The organism is Nitrospirota bacterium, assembly GCA_016235245.1.
Classification (GTDB): Bacteria; Nitrospirota; Thermodesulfovibrionia; order Thermodesulfovibrionales; family UBA6898; genus UBA6898.
The window spans coordinates 172,933-187,383 of sequence record JACRLO010000006.1 but is presented as its reverse complement, the minus strand read 5'-3'; the positions used below and the strand labels follow the sequence as shown (position 1 = coordinate 187,383).

Here is a 14,451-nt window from a genome sequence, read left to right as displayed (position 1 = left end):
TAACAGGAAGTGGTTTTTAGAGATTCTTATGTTTGACAGAAAACTGAAAATATATCAACAGATCATGCAGCAGATGGCTGACGGGGTCTGCCTTGTATCCCTTGACGGCAGGATTACCTTCTGGAATGGCGGGGCAGAGGCGATAACAGGCAGGACTTCGCTTGAACTGCTTGGCAAATCCTGTTTCGATGAGATGATCAGGTTTGAAGATGAGGAGGGCAATGCCCTCTGCGATCTCATTTCTTCTTTTGCTGCGACGACTAAGCCGGAGCAGAGGAATCTTTTCCTGAAGCTCAGAGATGGCAGCAGGGCCCTTCTGGAAGGCAGTATTTCTCCGATGCTCAGGGCCGGAAAGCCGGAAGGTATTATTATCACCTTCAGGGACATTTCTCAGTTTGCTGCTCTCAGGCTGTTTCAGCTTAAAACGCAGAAACTCGAGCGCCTGATCCCGATCTGCGGCTGGTGCAAGAAGATCCGGCATGATGATGAGACGTGGGAGCAGCTTGAAGCCTATCTTACAGAGCAGGGGTTCGGTGATTTTACGCATTCAATGTGCCCTGTCTGCGCAGAGAAGATATTTTCGAAACGCATCTATCTCGAAAGCTACCAGAATGTCTGCAAGGCGATCAGTACCAGCCTTTCGGTTGAGGAGGTGCTGAGCCTCATTGTTACGAATGTGGTCAAGGTAATGAACATGAAGGCAAGCCTTGTAAGACTCCTCAACAGGGAGAAGAATCAGCTTGAGATCGCTGCCCATTGCGGCCTGAGCTCAAGCTATGTGAACAAAGGCCCTGTTGAATATGACCGCTCCATAGACGATGCCCTCGCAGGAAAGCCGGTCTCGATCTACGACATCACCGAGGACAGGTCGTCAAAATACCGGAACGAGGCCGAGAAAGAGGGCATCCGTACGATCCTTTCGATACCGCTTCGGTTCAAGGATGAGGTGATTGGCGTGCTTCGAATGTACACTGCAGAACCGCTGGATTATTCAGACGAAGACCTGAAGTTTCTTGCCGCAATTGCGGAACAGGCTGCTATCGCGATCATGAATGCGCGCCATTTTGAAAAAAGCGTCTCACGGGAGCGTGAGTATCTTGATATCTTCAAGGCAGTCACCAAAACGATCAGTTCAACGCTTAACGTGAAAGAGGTCTTAAATACGGTCGTGAGGATGATCCCTGCGGTCATGAGGCTGAAGGCGGCGACTATTCGGCTCCTTGACGAAACAGGCCAGAAACTGGTGCTTGAGGCATCTCACGGTCTGTCAGAGCAGTATCTAAGCAGGGGACCTGTCGATACGGAGGAGAACATCCGGGAGGCCTTAAACGAAAAGCCCGTTGCCATCTATGATGTGATGACTGATCAGAGGATTACCTATAAGAAAGAGACAGAGGCAGAGGGGATCAAGAGCGTTCTCGCTCTTCCTATCATAGCGAAAGGAAAGGTGATCGGTGTGCTGAGGCTGCTTACCAACGTGCACAGGACCTTCAGCCAGGACGAGATCGATTTCACGATGGCCCTTGCAGAGCAGTGCGGCATTGCTATCGAAAACGCACGTATGTACGAAAAGCTCCATTCTGCCAATATGCAATAAGGGTGTCGTTATTCTCCCCGTTTCAAAAAACTACACCTTGACCTTCCAGGCAGTGCCTTCCTTCTTGTCTTCAAGGATCACCCCGTTACCTTCAAGCTCCTTTCGGAGTGCATCAGCTGCAGCCCAATCCTTGTTCACCCGGGCCTTCTGCCGCTCCTCAATTTTTGTCAGGATGAACTCCTCCGTCACATCCGGGCACTTAAACTGCATGAGAGCACTGTTCCACTCCTCAGGCGTGCGTGCGAAAATATTCAGCGCATTCCCGATCTCTTTCAAAAGGTCCTGTGCCCGGACAACCAATTCCTTTGCCCGGGGACCAGAGGGTTTTCCATCGAGATATTTATTGAGGATGCGGATCAGTTCGAAGATATTCCCGATTGCAAGTGCCGTATTAAAGTCGTCGTCCATTGCCTCGGTAAATCTGCCCCTGAATGCATCCAGCATATCCCCGAAAGCCTTCTCTTCTGTGCCTGCCTTTTCCTTTGCATTATCCTGGGCAAGGAAATCGCGCACACGGAGCGCTGTTGTGTAGTAGCGGTCTATGGATACCTCGGCCTCTTTCAGCTGCTCGTCGGAAAACTCGATCGGGCTCCGGTAGTGGGTTGAAAGGAGAAAAAACCTTATCGGTTCTGCATCAAACTTTGAAAGGATTTCCTTGATCGTAAAGAAGTTGCCCAGAGACTTTGACATCTTCTCCTTATCTACGGTGATAAAGCCGTTATGCACCCAGTATTTTGCAAAGGGTTTACCGGTAAATGCCTCTGACTGGGCAATCTCATTTTCATGATGCGGGAATGTCAGGTCAGCCCCTCCGCCGTGGATATCGAACGTGTCTCCCAGGTGCTTCCTTGACATGGCAGAACATTCTATGTGCCAGCCTGGCCTGCCGGGCCCCCAGGGGCTGTCCCAGGAAGGCTCCCCTTCTTTTGACGCCTTCCAGAGGGCGAAATCCATAGGGTTTCTTTTGCGCTCATTCACGTCTACCCGTGCCCCTGCAATCATGTCATCAAGATCGCGCTTTGAAAGCTTGCCGTAATCACTGAACTTTTCGATCTGGAAATAGACATCTCCATCCGAAGCATAGGCGTATCCCTTGTCCACAAGGCCTTTTGTGATCTCGATAATCTCCTGAATATGCTCGGTCGCCTTTGGCTCGATATCAGCTCTGCCAACCCCAAGCTGATCCATGTCCTGATAGTATTCAGCGATATACTTTTCAGCAACCTCGTTCCAGGCAATGCCTTCCTGTTTCGCCCTGTTAATGATCTTGTCGTCGATATCAGTGAAGTTCTTTACGAACGTAACATGGTATCCCCTGTAGGCAAGATACCGGCGCATGATATCAAATATGATCGAACTCCGCGCATGACCAATGTGGCAATGGTCATAAACGGTTATGCCGCATACATACATCTTTACCTGCCCCGGCGTTACAGGAACAAAATCCTCTTTCTTGCCGCCAAGGGTATTATAAAGTTTCATTCTTCCTCCTTTTTGGACTGTACTCTGGGGAGCCTCCATCTTTCTGGCTATCTCAGAAATCCGCGCTTCCAGCTCCTTTATCTTTTCGTTCGTCGGGTCAGGAAAATAGTCCATAACCTCGACAAGCCCGTCTTCAGTCGTCATCCGTATGATCTTCTTTTTTGTGATCCTGCCAGGCACCCCAACACATATGGCATTGTCAGGCACAGGTTTCAGAATTACCGAGTTGGCCCCGATGACAGCGTTATTGCCGATTGTAATTGCGCCCAATATCTTGGCCCCTGCGCCAACCGTCACATTATTGCCAAGGGTTGGATGACGCTTGCCCTTTTCCTTGCCCGTGCCGCCAAGGGTTACACCCTGATAGAGAAGGCAGTTTTCACCGACTTCTGCTGTTTCGCCGATTACGACCCCCATGCCATGGTCTATAAAAAAACCTCTGCCTAATATTGCTGCCGGATGGATCTCGATTCCGGTGAGAAACCGGGCAGCATGAGAAAGAAGTCTTGGGAGAACGGGGATGCCGGCGACCCAGAGAATATGGTTAATTCTATGGATGAAGACCGCATGAAATCCGGGATAGGCAAGGAGGACCTCAAGACTGTTGCGTGCAGCAGGATCTCTTTCGAAAACTGCCTTATAGTCCTGCCTTATATCCCTCCAGAAGCCCATGTTTAGAGCGTATTATACATAAAAAGCAGAACCACTGTGCTATTATTCTTCATGCAGATCAGCCCACAATCGGACCTTCCGCAGATGATCGCAGATTATATGGAGAACGGCTTTCTTGACAACATCATTGACATGTTCAGGCATGACAGCTCGCTGTATGATCTTGTCGGCATGTTGATACAGGATGAGCGCGTCAGAGTAAGGATAGGCATTACTGCGCTGATGGAAGAACTGAAGAGGCTTGATCCTGACAATGTCATTTCTGCCCAGAAAAACCTGCTGCCGCTTCTTGCCCATACCGAAGCGGTTGTGCGGGGCGATGCTGCAAACCTTATCGGCATTATCGGTGACAGGGGTTCGCTCCCGTTTCTTGAGCAGTGCCTGCTGGATACTCATGAGGGTGTCAGGACCATTGCTCAGGAAGCAGTTGCCCAGATGCAGGCTCAGTAGAAATCTCTTTTTTGTGGAGTTATGATGAAACGTATTGCAAATTTTCTCTTTGAAGCCGGTATGCTCAAGCGCACGCCAAGGACCGGTTTCCAGTTTTTAGGATCAGGGTCCGAGTCAGTTGCGGAACATATTTTCAGGACTGCGTATATCGGGTTTGCTCTCGCCCATCTTGCAAAGGATGCAGATCATGACAAGCTCCTCAAGATGTGCCTGTTCCACGATCTTCCTGAGGCCAGGACAGGAGACCTGAATTATGTCAACAAAAAATATGTGAAGGCTGACGAGGTAAAAGCGGTTAATGATCTTGCCGATACGCTCCCTTTTGGGGATGAGATCAGGGACCTGATATTCGAGTTCATGAAGGGTGAGAGCCTGGAGGCACAACTGGCGTATGATGCTGATCAGCTCGAAATGATCGTGGCCCTCAAGGAACATAAAGACCTCGGCAATACCTACGCAGACGAGTGGCTCGGTTTTGCGCTGAAAAGGCTGAAGACGGATATCGCCCGAGAACTTGCCATGACCATACTCGAAACAGATTCATCGCTTTGGTGGTTTTCAGACAAGAGCGACTGGTGGGTCAAAGGGAAAAAAGAGGCATAAGCCTACTGCGTTGTTTTCCCCTCCTTCTCAAGCAGGCAGACCGCGTGCACCGCAATACCTTCACCCCGACCGATAAACCCCATGCCCTCGTTTGTCTTTGCCTTGATATTAATCTGCGCTGCAGAGATACCGGCCAGAGATATTGCAGACTTCATCTTCTCAATATAGGGAGAGAGCTTCGGTCTTTCAGTGATAATCGTTGAGTCAATCCAGGCAACAGCATAGCCGTTCATTCTTGCCATTTCAACAACGGACTTCAGCAGTTCGATGCTCACGGCGTCTTTCCACTTCGGATCAGTATCAGGGAAATGGGTGCCTATATCTCCTAATCCAAGCGCTCCGATGATCGCATCGGCAATGGCATGACAGAGCACGTCAGCATCGGAATGGCCTAACAGTCCTCTTTCGTGAGGTATCTCGACGCCGCCAAGGATAAGCCTCCTGCCATCCGCAAAGCGGTGAGAGTCATATCCCGTGCCGATCCTCATGGTTTCTCTTCCCCCATCATCTTCAGAAAGGCTTCAGCAATCACAAGGTCTTCCGGTGTCGTAATCTTGATATTCGTATACTCCCCTTCTACTACGCTGATTCTGCCGCCGTTTCTCTCGACAAGCGCTGCATCGTCAGTCGCATAAAAAGATTCTTTCATAGCCTTTGCATAGGCATCAAAGAGCGGCTGATAAAAAAAGATCTGGGGGGTCTGTATTGCAATGAGGGTATCCCGTTTTAATGTCTGTCGTATGAATCCCCCCTCGATCTCTTTTATCGTATCTTTGGGAGGCACACCGATCACAACACCGTCACATCCTGATAATGCCTTCAGAGCTCTTCTGACGGTTTTTGCTTTAAGAAAAGGCCTTGCCCCATCATGAATAAGGACAACGGTTGCGTTGTCTTTTATGAAATGAAGTCCGTTAAAAACAGAATCCTGCCGTTCCTTGCCGCCCGGCGCTATGCGCTTTACTTTGGAGATAGTATAGTGACTGAAGAGTTCTGTGGCTGCCTGCATGTCAGTCTCCTTGAGCACAGGGATGATCTCAGATATTTCAGGCATCTTCTCAAGGGTTTCGAGAGCCCATATCAGAACGGGTTTGCCGCCCAGGGTCTCAAAAGGCTTGTTCCTGTCTTCTCCGAACCTTCTTCCCAGTCCGGCAGAAGGGACAATTGCTACGGCGTTATGCGGCATGGAAACACCCTTTGAACTGCCGTCCGTATTTCAAGAGGGCTTGATCGTAACGTAAAACTTCTTCCCGCCCCTGTTGACGAAAAGGAGTGCCGCGTCTCCCGGCTTCATCCCTGAGACGGCCTTATTGTAGTCGTTGAGCCCTTCAATCCGCTTTCTGTCAATTTCCTGGATGACATCTCCTTTGCGTATGCCGGCCTCCTCAGCAGGGCTTCCTGCTTCGACCCGAACAACGACAACACCTTTCTCATCCTTGTGAAGGCCAAGCTGCCGGGCAATCTCCCGGGAGAGTTCCATGGCGGACAGTCCTGAGAGGCCTTCAAAGGTCGCATCCTCAGGTGTGTTGCCGGGAGTTGCCTCTGCCATATCCTTTGGCAGTTCTACGATCAGAACCTTTACCGCATATTCCTTGCCGCCCCTCAGAATAGTTATCGGTATTTCGCTGCCGACCTTGCTCTGGGCGACCATGTTCCTGAGGTTCCCCACATCAGAAATCTTCTTGCCGTTATATTCAAGGATGATGTCGCCCCTCTTGATGCCCGATTTTTCGGCAGGACTTCCCTTGGCAATATCTCCTACCAGTGCACCCTTCTCGCTCTTCAGCCCGAACTTCTGCGATAGTTCAGGCGTCAGTTCCTGGATTGTTACGCCGAGCCAACCCCGCGTTACCTTTCCTTTATCAACAAGCTGGTTCATCACAAGACGGGTCATGTTGCTCGGCACCGCAAACCCGATGCCCTGGTATCCGCCGGACCTCGAAAAAATCGCCGTATTGACGCCGATAAGTTCTCCCTTGATATTGACAAGCGGGCCGCCTGAATTTCCGGGGTTGATTGCCGCATCGGTCTGGATAAAGTCCTCATAATCTGCTATCCCGACATTGGCCCTTCCCACAGCGCTAATAATGCCCATGGTAACCGTATGGCTCAGACCATAGGGATTGCCGATCGCAAGCACAAACTCACCGACCTGCAGCTTGTCAGAATCTCCCCACTGCGCAGCCCTGAGATTGTCTGCCTCGATCTTCACAATAGCGATATCTGTCTTGGTGTCTGCACCGATAATCTTTGCCTTGAAGGAACGCTTGTCAAAGAGCGTTACCCTGATCTCGTCAGCCTGTTCAACGACATGGTTATTCGTAATGATATAGCCGTCTGTGCTGACAATTACCCCTGAGCCCAGGCTCTGCTCTTTCCACTTTTTGGGCATCTTGAAATTGCGAAACGGGTTTAAAAGGTCAAAAAACGGATCTTCAGGAGAGGACCCTGAATCTCTCTTCATAACCTTTGTTGTTGATATGTTTACAACAGAGGGCGAGACAGAACCTGCAATCTCTGAAAATGCCTTGCTTGTGTCGATGATCTGACGCGGCACATTTGGCGCGGTAAAGGACGCGTATCCTTTATGTGTCCCCGTGACTTTCTCAAGGAAATAGAACGAAACTCCGCCGATAAGAATGCCGATGAGCAGGAAAAGAACTATAATCCCGATTTTATTCTTCATGGTTAATTATAATAGTCTGCCCATATGATGTAAAGCGTCTAACCTTGACAAAAACCCTGTTCTAATGCTAATTTTCAGGCTCATAATACTTGGGAATCCAGGGGTTGGGATTACTTTATTGTCGTCTTTTCTGCCTGTTTCAGTCCCAAGAATATATCCCTGTAATATAACATTTAGGAGGTTTCTTATTATGATGAAACGCTATCTTTTAGCGCCTGGACCGACACCGGTCCCTCCGGAAGCCTTGCTGGCCATGGCAATGCCGATCATTCATCACCGCGCACCTGACTTTCTGCCGGTACTCGACTCGGCAAAGAAAGGGCTTCAGTGGCTATACCAGAACAAAAATGATGTTCTGATCATCTGCTCAACCGGTACAGGCGGTATGGACGGAACAGTAAATAACTTCTTCAGCCCCGGCGACAAAGCGCTTGTTGTCAATGCCGGAAAATTCGGGGAGCGCTGGACCAAGATCTGCAAGGCCTACAACCTTTCCGTAGAAGAGATCAAGATAGACTGGGGCTATACGGTCAAGCCTGAAGATATCGAAAAGGCGCTCAAGAAAGACCCTTCGATAAAAGGTGTCTTTGTGCAGGCATCGGAGACTTCCACCGGCGTTTATCATGATATTCAGGCTATCGCGTCGGTGGTAAGGAACTTTGACAATACCATTTTGGTTGTTGACGCCATCTCTGCGCTTGTGGCCCATGACCTGAAGATGGACGACTGGGGCATTGACGTCCTTATCGGCGGCTCCCAGAAGGGCCTCATGCTTCCCCCGGGCCTTGCCTTTGTCGGCGCAAGCGAAAAGGCATGGAAGTTCGCAGAGGTCTCAAAGTCTCCGAAATTTTATTTTAACTTCACGACAGAGAGGAAGAAGCTCAAGGACAACCAGACCAATTTCACTTCTCCTGTCTCTTTGATCATCGGCTTAAACGAATGTCTCAGGCTGCTGCAGGCCGAGGGGCTCGAAAATGCTTTCAACCGCCACGCAAAGCTTGCCCATGCAACCAGGGAGGCGGTAAAGGCGCTTGGGCTTGAGATGTTCACGAAAGAGTCTCCGAGCAATTCGGTTACTGCTATCAGCGCTCCCAAGGATATTGACGGCCAGGAGATATACAAGAACCTCCGGGTGAAATATGGCATAACCGCAGCAGGCGGACAGGGGCAGGCAAAGGGCAAGATATTCAGGATCGCCCATCTCGGTTATGCAGGCACCTTTGATACGATCACCGCAATTGCAGGCGTTGAGATGGTTCTTAAAGGCCTGGGGTATCCGCTAAAACTCGGCACAGGTGTTGCCGTTGCCCAAGAATTATTAATGGTATAGGAGAGGGAAAATTCGATGAAAGTGCTCGTCAGCGACAACATATCGGCAAAAGGCGTAGAGATACTGAAAAAAGCGGGGCTCGAGGTTGATGTCAAGACCGGCATGAAACCTGAGGAGCTGAAGGCATGTATCGGGCAGTACAGCGGCTTGGTAATCCGTTCAGCAACCAAGGTTACTGCCGAGATCATCGAGGCCGCAACGAACCTCAAGGTTATCGGCAGGGCGGGCTCCGGCCTTGACAATGTTGACAAAGTGGCCGCATCCAAAAAGGGTATTGTTGTTATGAATACGCCGGGCGGCAACACGGTCACGACGGCTGAGCATACTATTGCGATGCTCTTTTCAGTGGCACGCATGATCCCCCAGGCAACGGCCTCCATGAAGGCCGGCAAGTGGGAGAAGAAGAAGTTCTGTTCGACCTGCTGGCGCGGGCCGACGTCATCACGATCCACGTCCCCGGCGGCGGCGGCACGAAGGGCCTGCTGGACGCCGACGCGCTGGCGCGGTGCCGCAAGGGCGCGCTGCTGATCAACTGCGCACGCGGCGGCATTGTCAATGAACAGGACCTCTATGAGGCGATGACAAGCGGCAAGGTTGCTGCTGCGGCCCTTGACGTCCTTGAAAAAGAGCCGCCCGAAAATAACCCTCTTCTCACGCTTGACAACCTCATATGCACGCCCCACCTGGGCGCTTCGACAGAAGAGGCTCAGGAAAATGTTGCACTTGCCGTTGCCGAGCAGATAGCTGATTATCTTGTCCATGGCACCATCAGACATGCAGTCAATTTCCCGTCGATCCCGAGTGATCAGGTCCCGAGACTTCAGCCGTATATCAATCTCGCTGAAAAGCTTGGCAGTTTCTCATGCCAGATCTTCGAGGGCGGAGCAACTGAGATCAGCGTCGAGTACTATGGCGATGCTGCCACGGTCAATACGGCTCCGGTCACCATAGCTGCGCTGAAGGGATATCTCAGCCCCATCCTGCTTGAGACCGTAAATTTCGTGAACGCTCCCTTTATTGCAAAAGAGCGCGGCATTGATGTTAAAGAGAGCAAGAGCAGCGATGCAGGCGACTTTTTCAGCAAGATCACGATCAGGATCAAGGCAGGTCACAAGGAAAGTTATGTCTCCGGGACCCTTTACAGCAAGAAGGACCCTCGAGTCATTGAGATCGATAATTTCAAGGTGGAGATTGTCCCTGAAGGTGAACTCCTGCTCATGTATAATAATGACAAGCCGGGGGTCATCGGCAACATCGGCAATCTGCTGGGCAAAAACAATATCAATATCGCACGCATGCACTTCGGAAGGGAATCCGCAGGCGGCACGGCAATTTCTGTGGTAAGCCTTGATGCAAGGCCCGGCCCGGAAGTCCTTGACCAGCTCAAGGCTTTGCCGAACATCTTATCCATTAAACAGATCAGCCTCTAACGCTGTCTGACGGATTATAAGAGAGGAGCTACTATGTCAGTTGTCGTGATCGTAGGTGCGCAGTGGGGAGACGAAGGAAAAGGAAAGATCGTCGACTATCTCACCAGAAAAGCCGAGGTGGTTGCCCGGTTCCAGGGCGGGCATAATGCCGGCCATACCGTAGTGATAAAGGACGAAAAATACATACTGCATCTTATCCCTTCAGGAATTCTCCACAAAAACACGCTCTGCCTTATCGGCAATGGCGTTGTTGTAGAGCCTGCAGCGCTTATACAGGAGATAACAGACCTTAAAAAGAGAGGTATCAAGGTTGGCGGTAATCTCCTTGTCAGCAAGAATGCCCACCTTATCATGCCGTATCACATCGCTCTTGATCAGGCAAGCGAACGCGCAAAAGGCAAAAAAAATATCGGCACCACAGGCAGAGGTATCGGCCCTACGTACGTTGACAAAATGGGACGCTCGGGTATAAGAGTCGGGGACCTGCTGACCCCTGATGCATTTCTTGAAAAACTTAAGGCAAACCTTCTGCATGTGAACTTTCTTTTGAAAAACCTGTACAAGGCCCCGACATTCAGCGCAGAGAAAGTCTTCAGACAATATATGGGATATGCAAAGGTGCTCGGAAAGCATATTGCCGATACAGACATTATTGTAAACGATGCGATGGCAGCGAAGAAAAATGTGCTGCTTGAAGGTGCACAGGGAACGCTCCTCGATATTGACCACGGCACCTATCCTTTTGTGACATCGTCAAGCGCTATTGCAGGCGGCGCATGCACAGGTCTCGGCATAGGCCCTACGAGGATCAACAAGGTCTTGGGCATTGTGAAGGCATATACAACCCGCGTAGGCAGCGGCCCTTTCCCCACAGAACTTCATGACCAGACCGGAGAACTGATCAGGGAAAAGGGAGGAGAGTTCGGCTCAACGACGGGCAGAGCCCGGAGATGCGGCTGGCTCGATACCGTCATACTTAAGCACTCCTGCCGCATTAATGGCCTTTCAGGCATTGTGCTGACGAAGCTTGACATCCTCGATGGGATGGATACCCTTAAGATATGCACTGCCTACAAATACAAAGGTAAGATCATTAAGGAGATGCCGAAGGAACTCCTTGTTTTTGAAAATTGCGTTCCTGTATATGAGAAAATCGCCGGGTGGAAAGAGAGTACCCTTGGCATCACTGACTTCAGAAAACTGCCCAAAAACGCACAGGCATACATAAAGCGCATTGAAGAGCTTATTGGCGTTAAGGCCGCCATCGTCTCAACAGGACAAAAAAGAGATGAACTGATACTGCGGCTGGAACCTTTTTGAGACCTCGCCGAAGGCACGAACGGTTTGTTCGAAGACTTGAGTCCGAGTTTGTCGGCCAGGGGAAGAACTATCGTGCAATTTCGAGTGATTTTTCGCGTTACGGACTCTTTATCAGGACAAACCATGCCTTTGTCCCCGGCACAGAGCTGGAGATTATCATTCACCTTCCAAACGGAACTGACTGCAGGCTCAAAGGCGTTGTCAGGCGGGCGATGAAGACAACCATTGTCTCTTTGAAAAATGGGATGGGCATAGAACTTACCAGTCGGGACCATAACTATATCAAATTTCTGAAGGATTTTGATCCCAGCGAAGACGGACAACCTCCTGCATTCAGCGGTGAAAAGCGTGCGGACCCTGAACCGACAGCCCAGGGACAGAACGAACCTCATGAGCACTACCGCAAGCCTGCTCATGACACTGCCCCTGACTTCGTTATCATCACCTGCGCCCAGTGCGGAGTAAAAAATAAGGTCCGCAGAGAACGACTTTCTCACGGCCCCAAATGCGGCAAATGCGGCTCCCCCATTTCGCTTCAGGCATAATTGCCGGTCTCGTTAATTTCATATACCCCTCTGTATGCCCTACGTGCAGTAAACAGACTGACAGTCTTTCCCATGCTCCATTTTGCAGGCAATGCTGGAGCAGTATAGGGCAATACGCTGGTCCAGCATGCAGGATCTGCGGCGTGCCTATTGTCTCCGTTCATGCTGACCGATGCCAACATTGTCTTGAGGATCCCCCCGCCTTTGCACGGGCCCATTCTTTTACTCACTATGAAGGCTCAATTGCTTTAGCAATTCATCATTTCAAGTTCCTTGGGATTCGGCGGCTTTCAGGACCGCTTTCAGAGTTTCTGCTCTTTCATGATACTGAGGGCATAGATTCTATCGTTCCGGTCCCGCTCAGTCCGGGCGGACTGAAAAGCAGCCAATGTGAGGAAGGCTTTTGACTGCAGCGGCACGGTAACAGGCCTGAATCTGCTGTTGATCGATGATGTTATGACGACCGGAGCTACTGTCAATGCCTGCTCCAGGGTACTCCTCAGCGCAGGCGCGAAAAGCGTTTCTGTCCTCACGCTTGCCAGGGCTGGCATGATATAAGAAATATTTTATTGCTGCCGGCAACTCTGCCACCCCTTGTACAGAATACATTGACTTGTCGGCGGCAAAACGACAATTATATGAATGCGCTTAAAGAGATTCCCGCATCAGATCGCAATAAATAGAAATAGTTGGGGAGGAGCATGCCATGAATGAGGTGCAGAGTTTTAAACTGAAAAACGGGTCGGCAGTCACATTGCGGCCTGCCGCAGGTGACGACGCAAAGGGCATTGTGGGGACCATCCGTTCGACCTCTGAAGAGAGGAGTTCCCTGATTCTGGAAATGCACGGCAAGAATATCGGATCTGAGCGCGCGTTTATCGAAGGCCTCGACCGCCGCAATAACCTTCTGCTTGTTGCAGTTTCTGACGATACCGTGGTCGGCTGCCTCGCAGCGCTCAATGCCTCTGACTGGGAGGACCGTTCGGTCCGTGTCGTTGAGGTGGGCCTGCACCTCAGGGATGGGTACCGGGGAGAAGGCCTTGGCTCTGCTATGCTCTCCTACGCAGTCGAATGGGCCCGATCAAAGAACTTCAAGAAGATGATGACGAGTATATTCACCAGCAACCGGCGGTCAGCCAGCCTGTTCACCCGGCAGGGTTTTAACGAAGTGGCAGAAAAGAATATTCGGACCACCAGCACCAGCCTTAACAAGATCATTCTCCAGCGAATGCTTTAGCAGTTTTCAGGATGCCACAGGGGAAAGGAAGCCGCGGTCAACAGACTCCCGGTTCCATTGCGTAACCATAAGCCGGTTATCTGAGTCCCGGAAAGAGCACCGTCAGTCCCCCGGCAATAAATTCAACGGCGATAGCGGCCAGGAGCAGCCCCATAAGGCGGGTCGCAATATTGATCGCAGTCTTGCTCATCACACGTCTGAGAGGGCTTGCGATATTCAGCGCAATCCAGGTTAACCCCGCCACCAGGACACTGCTTATAATGAGCAGGGTGATATGAAGAACATGGGGCGAGGCGTCTGCGTAAATTATGATGGTCGATATGGCCCCCGGTCCTGCCAGAAGCGGCATGGCGATCGGTACTACGGCGATGCTTCCTTTCTCTTCGGCTTCAGCCTCTTCTTCGCGGGTCTGCTTCGTCTGCGCGTATGTTGCCTGCATCATCGAGATCGCCATGAGCAGAAGCAGAATGCCACCGCCCACCTTGAACGAGGCGATGCTGATGCCGAAAAAATCAAGCAGTGGTTTGCCAAGCAGCGCGGATACGATCAGGACTACAACAACCGTAATGCTTGCGGTGTTGATGATGCGCCTGCGTTCTTCCGACGCCATCGTGCCTGTCAGGCTGATAAAGATTGGGATTGCGCCGAGTGGATTTACGATCGCAAGGAGCGTCGTAAATATCTTGATATAGGCTGTCAATTCAAGCATGGATGAAATTCGCCCACGAGTGAAATTTAGCATGGCAGAATGTGAAAAGACAAGACCGCCCCTCATACAGACCGGGTAGTAACCTGCATGGTATTGTCATGCCTGTGAGCAGTTTGACACTGAAAAAGCGGCAGGGTTCAATACGTCAGTTATTTATATGACCATTATCTGCGAAAAATACGGAGGATCTATGCCTGTCATGTCCACCTGAAGCCCGTTATTTCACTGCAACGGTAAGTAATACCCGCAAGGGTGTTTGACCGGATGCCGGGACTTCCTTTACAATTAATACCTTCACACCGTGCCGGTGTGGTGGAACTGGCAGACGCGCCGGACTCAAAATCCGGTTCCCGCAAGGGAGTGGGAGTTCGATTCTCCCCACCGGCACCA

Annotated in this window: 13 protein-coding genes, 1 tRNA gene and 1 pseudogene; 10 read left to right on the top strand and 5 right to left on the bottom strand. The window is 50.8% G+C overall.

Going from position 1 to position 14,451, the window contains the following annotated elements:
* Positions 1-28: 28 nt before the first annotated feature.
* Positions 29-1,597, top strand: a complete 1,569-nt coding sequence (locus HZB31_03410) for a GAF domain-containing protein (protein MBI5846985.1) — start codon at positions 29-31, stop codon at positions 1,595-1,597.
* A gap of 30 nt (positions 1,598-1,627) precedes the next feature.
* On the opposite strand, the gene HZB31_03405 is transcribed toward HZB31_03410, so the two are convergent.
* Entirely contained in the window at positions 1,628-3,751 is a 2,124-nt protein-coding gene (locus HZB31_03405; GenBank protein ID MBI5846984.1) for a cysteine--tRNA ligase, read from the bottom strand.
* A gap of 99 nt (positions 3,752-3,850) precedes the next feature.
* Here HZB31_03405 and HZB31_03400 point away from each other — a divergent pair, with 99 nt between their 5' ends.
* Both HZB31_03400 and HZB31_03395 read left to right on the top strand, forming a co-directional pair.
* Positions 3,851-4,201: a HEAT repeat domain-containing protein gene (locus HZB31_03400; protein ID MBI5846983.1), complete on the top strand. Its 351-nt coding sequence runs from the start codon at positions 3,851-3,853 to the stop codon at positions 4,199-4,201.
* 24 nt (positions 4,202-4,225) lie between these two features.
* Positions 4,226-4,804 (top strand): HD domain-containing protein, encoded by a 579-nt coding sequence (locus HZB31_03395; protein MBI5846982.1) that lies wholly within the window; start codon positions 4,226-4,228, stop codon positions 4,802-4,804.
* A 2-nt stretch (positions 4,805-4,806) separates the two neighbouring features.
* On the opposite strand, the gene HZB31_03390 is transcribed toward HZB31_03395, so the two are convergent.
* From HZB31_03390 to HZB31_03380, 3 genes are read right to left on the bottom strand one after another with little or no spacing between them, the layout of a single operon-like run.
* Positions 4,807-5,292 (bottom strand): 2-C-methyl-D-erythritol 2,4-cyclodiphosphate synthase, encoded by a 486-nt coding sequence (locus HZB31_03390; GenBank protein ID MBI5846981.1) that lies wholly within the window; start codon positions 5,290-5,292, stop codon positions 4,807-4,809.
* The gene (ispD, locus tag HZB31_03385) at positions 5,289-5,990 is read right to left on the bottom strand and encodes a 2-C-methyl-D-erythritol 4-phosphate cytidylyltransferase (GenBank protein ID MBI5846980.1); all 702 of its coding nucleotides are present in this window, start codon (positions 5,988-5,990) and stop codon (positions 5,289-5,291) included. Before ispD ends, HZB31_03390 begins: the two co-directional genes overlap by 4 nt.
* 30 nt (positions 5,991-6,020) lie before the next feature.
* Complete coding sequence (locus HZB31_03380) at positions 6,021-7,490, bottom strand: DegQ family serine endoprotease (protein MBI5846979.1); 1,470 nt, start codon at positions 7,488-7,490, stop codon at positions 6,021-6,023.
* A 190-nt stretch (positions 7,491-7,680) separates the two neighbouring features.
* Here HZB31_03380 and HZB31_03375 point away from each other — a divergent pair, with 190 nt between their 5' ends.
* The 6 genes and pseudogenes from HZB31_03375 (at position 7,681) to HZB31_03350 (ending at position 13,352) form a co-directional block, all read left to right on the top strand.
* Positions 7,681-8,820: an alanine--glyoxylate aminotransferase family protein gene (locus tag HZB31_03375; protein MBI5846978.1), complete on the top strand. Its 1,140-nt coding sequence runs from the start codon at positions 7,681-7,683 to the stop codon at positions 8,818-8,820.
* 15 nt (positions 8,821-8,835) lie between these two features.
* Positions 8,836-10,250, top strand: a pseudogene (locus HZB31_03370) (phosphoglycerate dehydrogenase).
* Between the two features lie 33 nt (positions 10,251-10,283).
* Positions 10,284-11,570, top strand: a complete 1,287-nt coding sequence (locus HZB31_03365; GenBank protein ID MBI5846977.1) for an adenylosuccinate synthase — start codon at positions 10,284-10,286, stop codon at positions 11,568-11,570.
* On the top strand, positions 11,567-12,115 hold the full coding sequence (locus tag HZB31_03360) for a PilZ domain-containing protein (GenBank protein MBI5846976.1): 549 nt from the start codon (positions 11,567-11,569) through the stop codon (positions 12,113-12,115). The genes HZB31_03365 and HZB31_03360 overlap by 4 nt, the downstream gene beginning before the upstream one ends.
* 390 nt (positions 12,116-12,505) lie before the next feature.
* Positions 12,506-12,673: a ComF family protein gene (locus tag HZB31_03355; GenBank protein MBI5846975.1), complete on the top strand. Its 168-nt coding sequence runs from the start codon at positions 12,506-12,508 to the stop codon at positions 12,671-12,673.
* Positions 12,674-12,821: 148 nt separating this feature from the next.
* On the top strand, positions 12,822-13,352 hold the full coding sequence (locus HZB31_03350; GenBank protein MBI5846974.1) for a GNAT family N-acetyltransferase: 531 nt from the start codon (positions 12,822-12,824) through the stop codon (positions 13,350-13,352).
* 76 nt (positions 13,353-13,428) lie between these two features.
* On the opposite strand, the gene HZB31_03345 is transcribed toward HZB31_03350, so the two are convergent.
* Positions 13,429-14,061 carry a YchE family NAAT transporter gene (locus tag HZB31_03345; GenBank protein MBI5846973.1) on the bottom strand — a complete coding sequence of 211 codons (633 nt, stop codon included), beginning with the start codon at positions 14,059-14,061 and terminating at the stop codon, positions 13,429-13,431.
* Positions 14,062-14,364: 303 nt separating this feature from the next.
* Between HZB31_03345 and HZB31_03340 the strand changes: the two genes are divergently transcribed.
* Positions 14,365-14,451: transfer RNA gene (locus HZB31_03340), tRNA-Leu, on the top strand.

Coding starts and splice junctions, on each gene's coding strand:
- HZB31_03365 (MBI5846977.1), top strand. CDS start 10,284: ATGTCAGTTGTCGTGATCGTAGGTGCGCAGTGGGGAGACGAAGGAAAA.
- HZB31_03400 (MBI5846983.1), top strand. CDS start 3,851: ATGGAGAACGGCTTTCTTGACAACATCATTGACATGTTCAGGCATGAC.
- HZB31_03395 (MBI5846982.1), top strand. CDS start 4,226: ATGAAACGTATTGCAAATTTTCTCTTTGAAGCCGGTATGCTCAAGCGC.
- HZB31_03390 (MBI5846981.1), bottom strand. CDS start 5,292: ATGAGGATCGGCACGGGATATGACTCTCACCGCTTTGCGGATGGCAGG.
- HZB31_03380 (MBI5846979.1), bottom strand. CDS start 7,490: ATGAAGAATAAAATCGGGATTATAGTTCTTTTCCTGCTCATCGGCATT.
- ispD (MBI5846980.1), bottom strand. CDS start 5,990: ATGCCGCATAACGCCGTAGCAATTGTCCCTTCTGCCGGACTGGGAAGA.
- HZB31_03345 (MBI5846973.1), bottom strand. CDS start 14,061: ATGCTTGAATTGACAGCCTATATCAAGATATTTACGACGCTCCTTGCG.
- HZB31_03405 (MBI5846984.1), bottom strand. CDS start 3,751: ATGGGCTTCTGGAGGGATATAAGGCAGGACTATAAGGCAGTTTTCGAA.
- HZB31_03375 (MBI5846978.1), top strand. CDS start 7,681: ATGATGAAACGCTATCTTTTAGCGCCTGGACCGACACCGGTCCCTCCG.
- HZB31_03350 (MBI5846974.1), top strand. CDS start 12,822: ATGAATGAGGTGCAGAGTTTTAAACTGAAAAACGGGTCGGCAGTCACA.
- HZB31_03410 (MBI5846985.1), top strand. CDS start 29: ATGTTTGACAGAAAACTGAAAATATATCAACAGATCATGCAGCAGATG.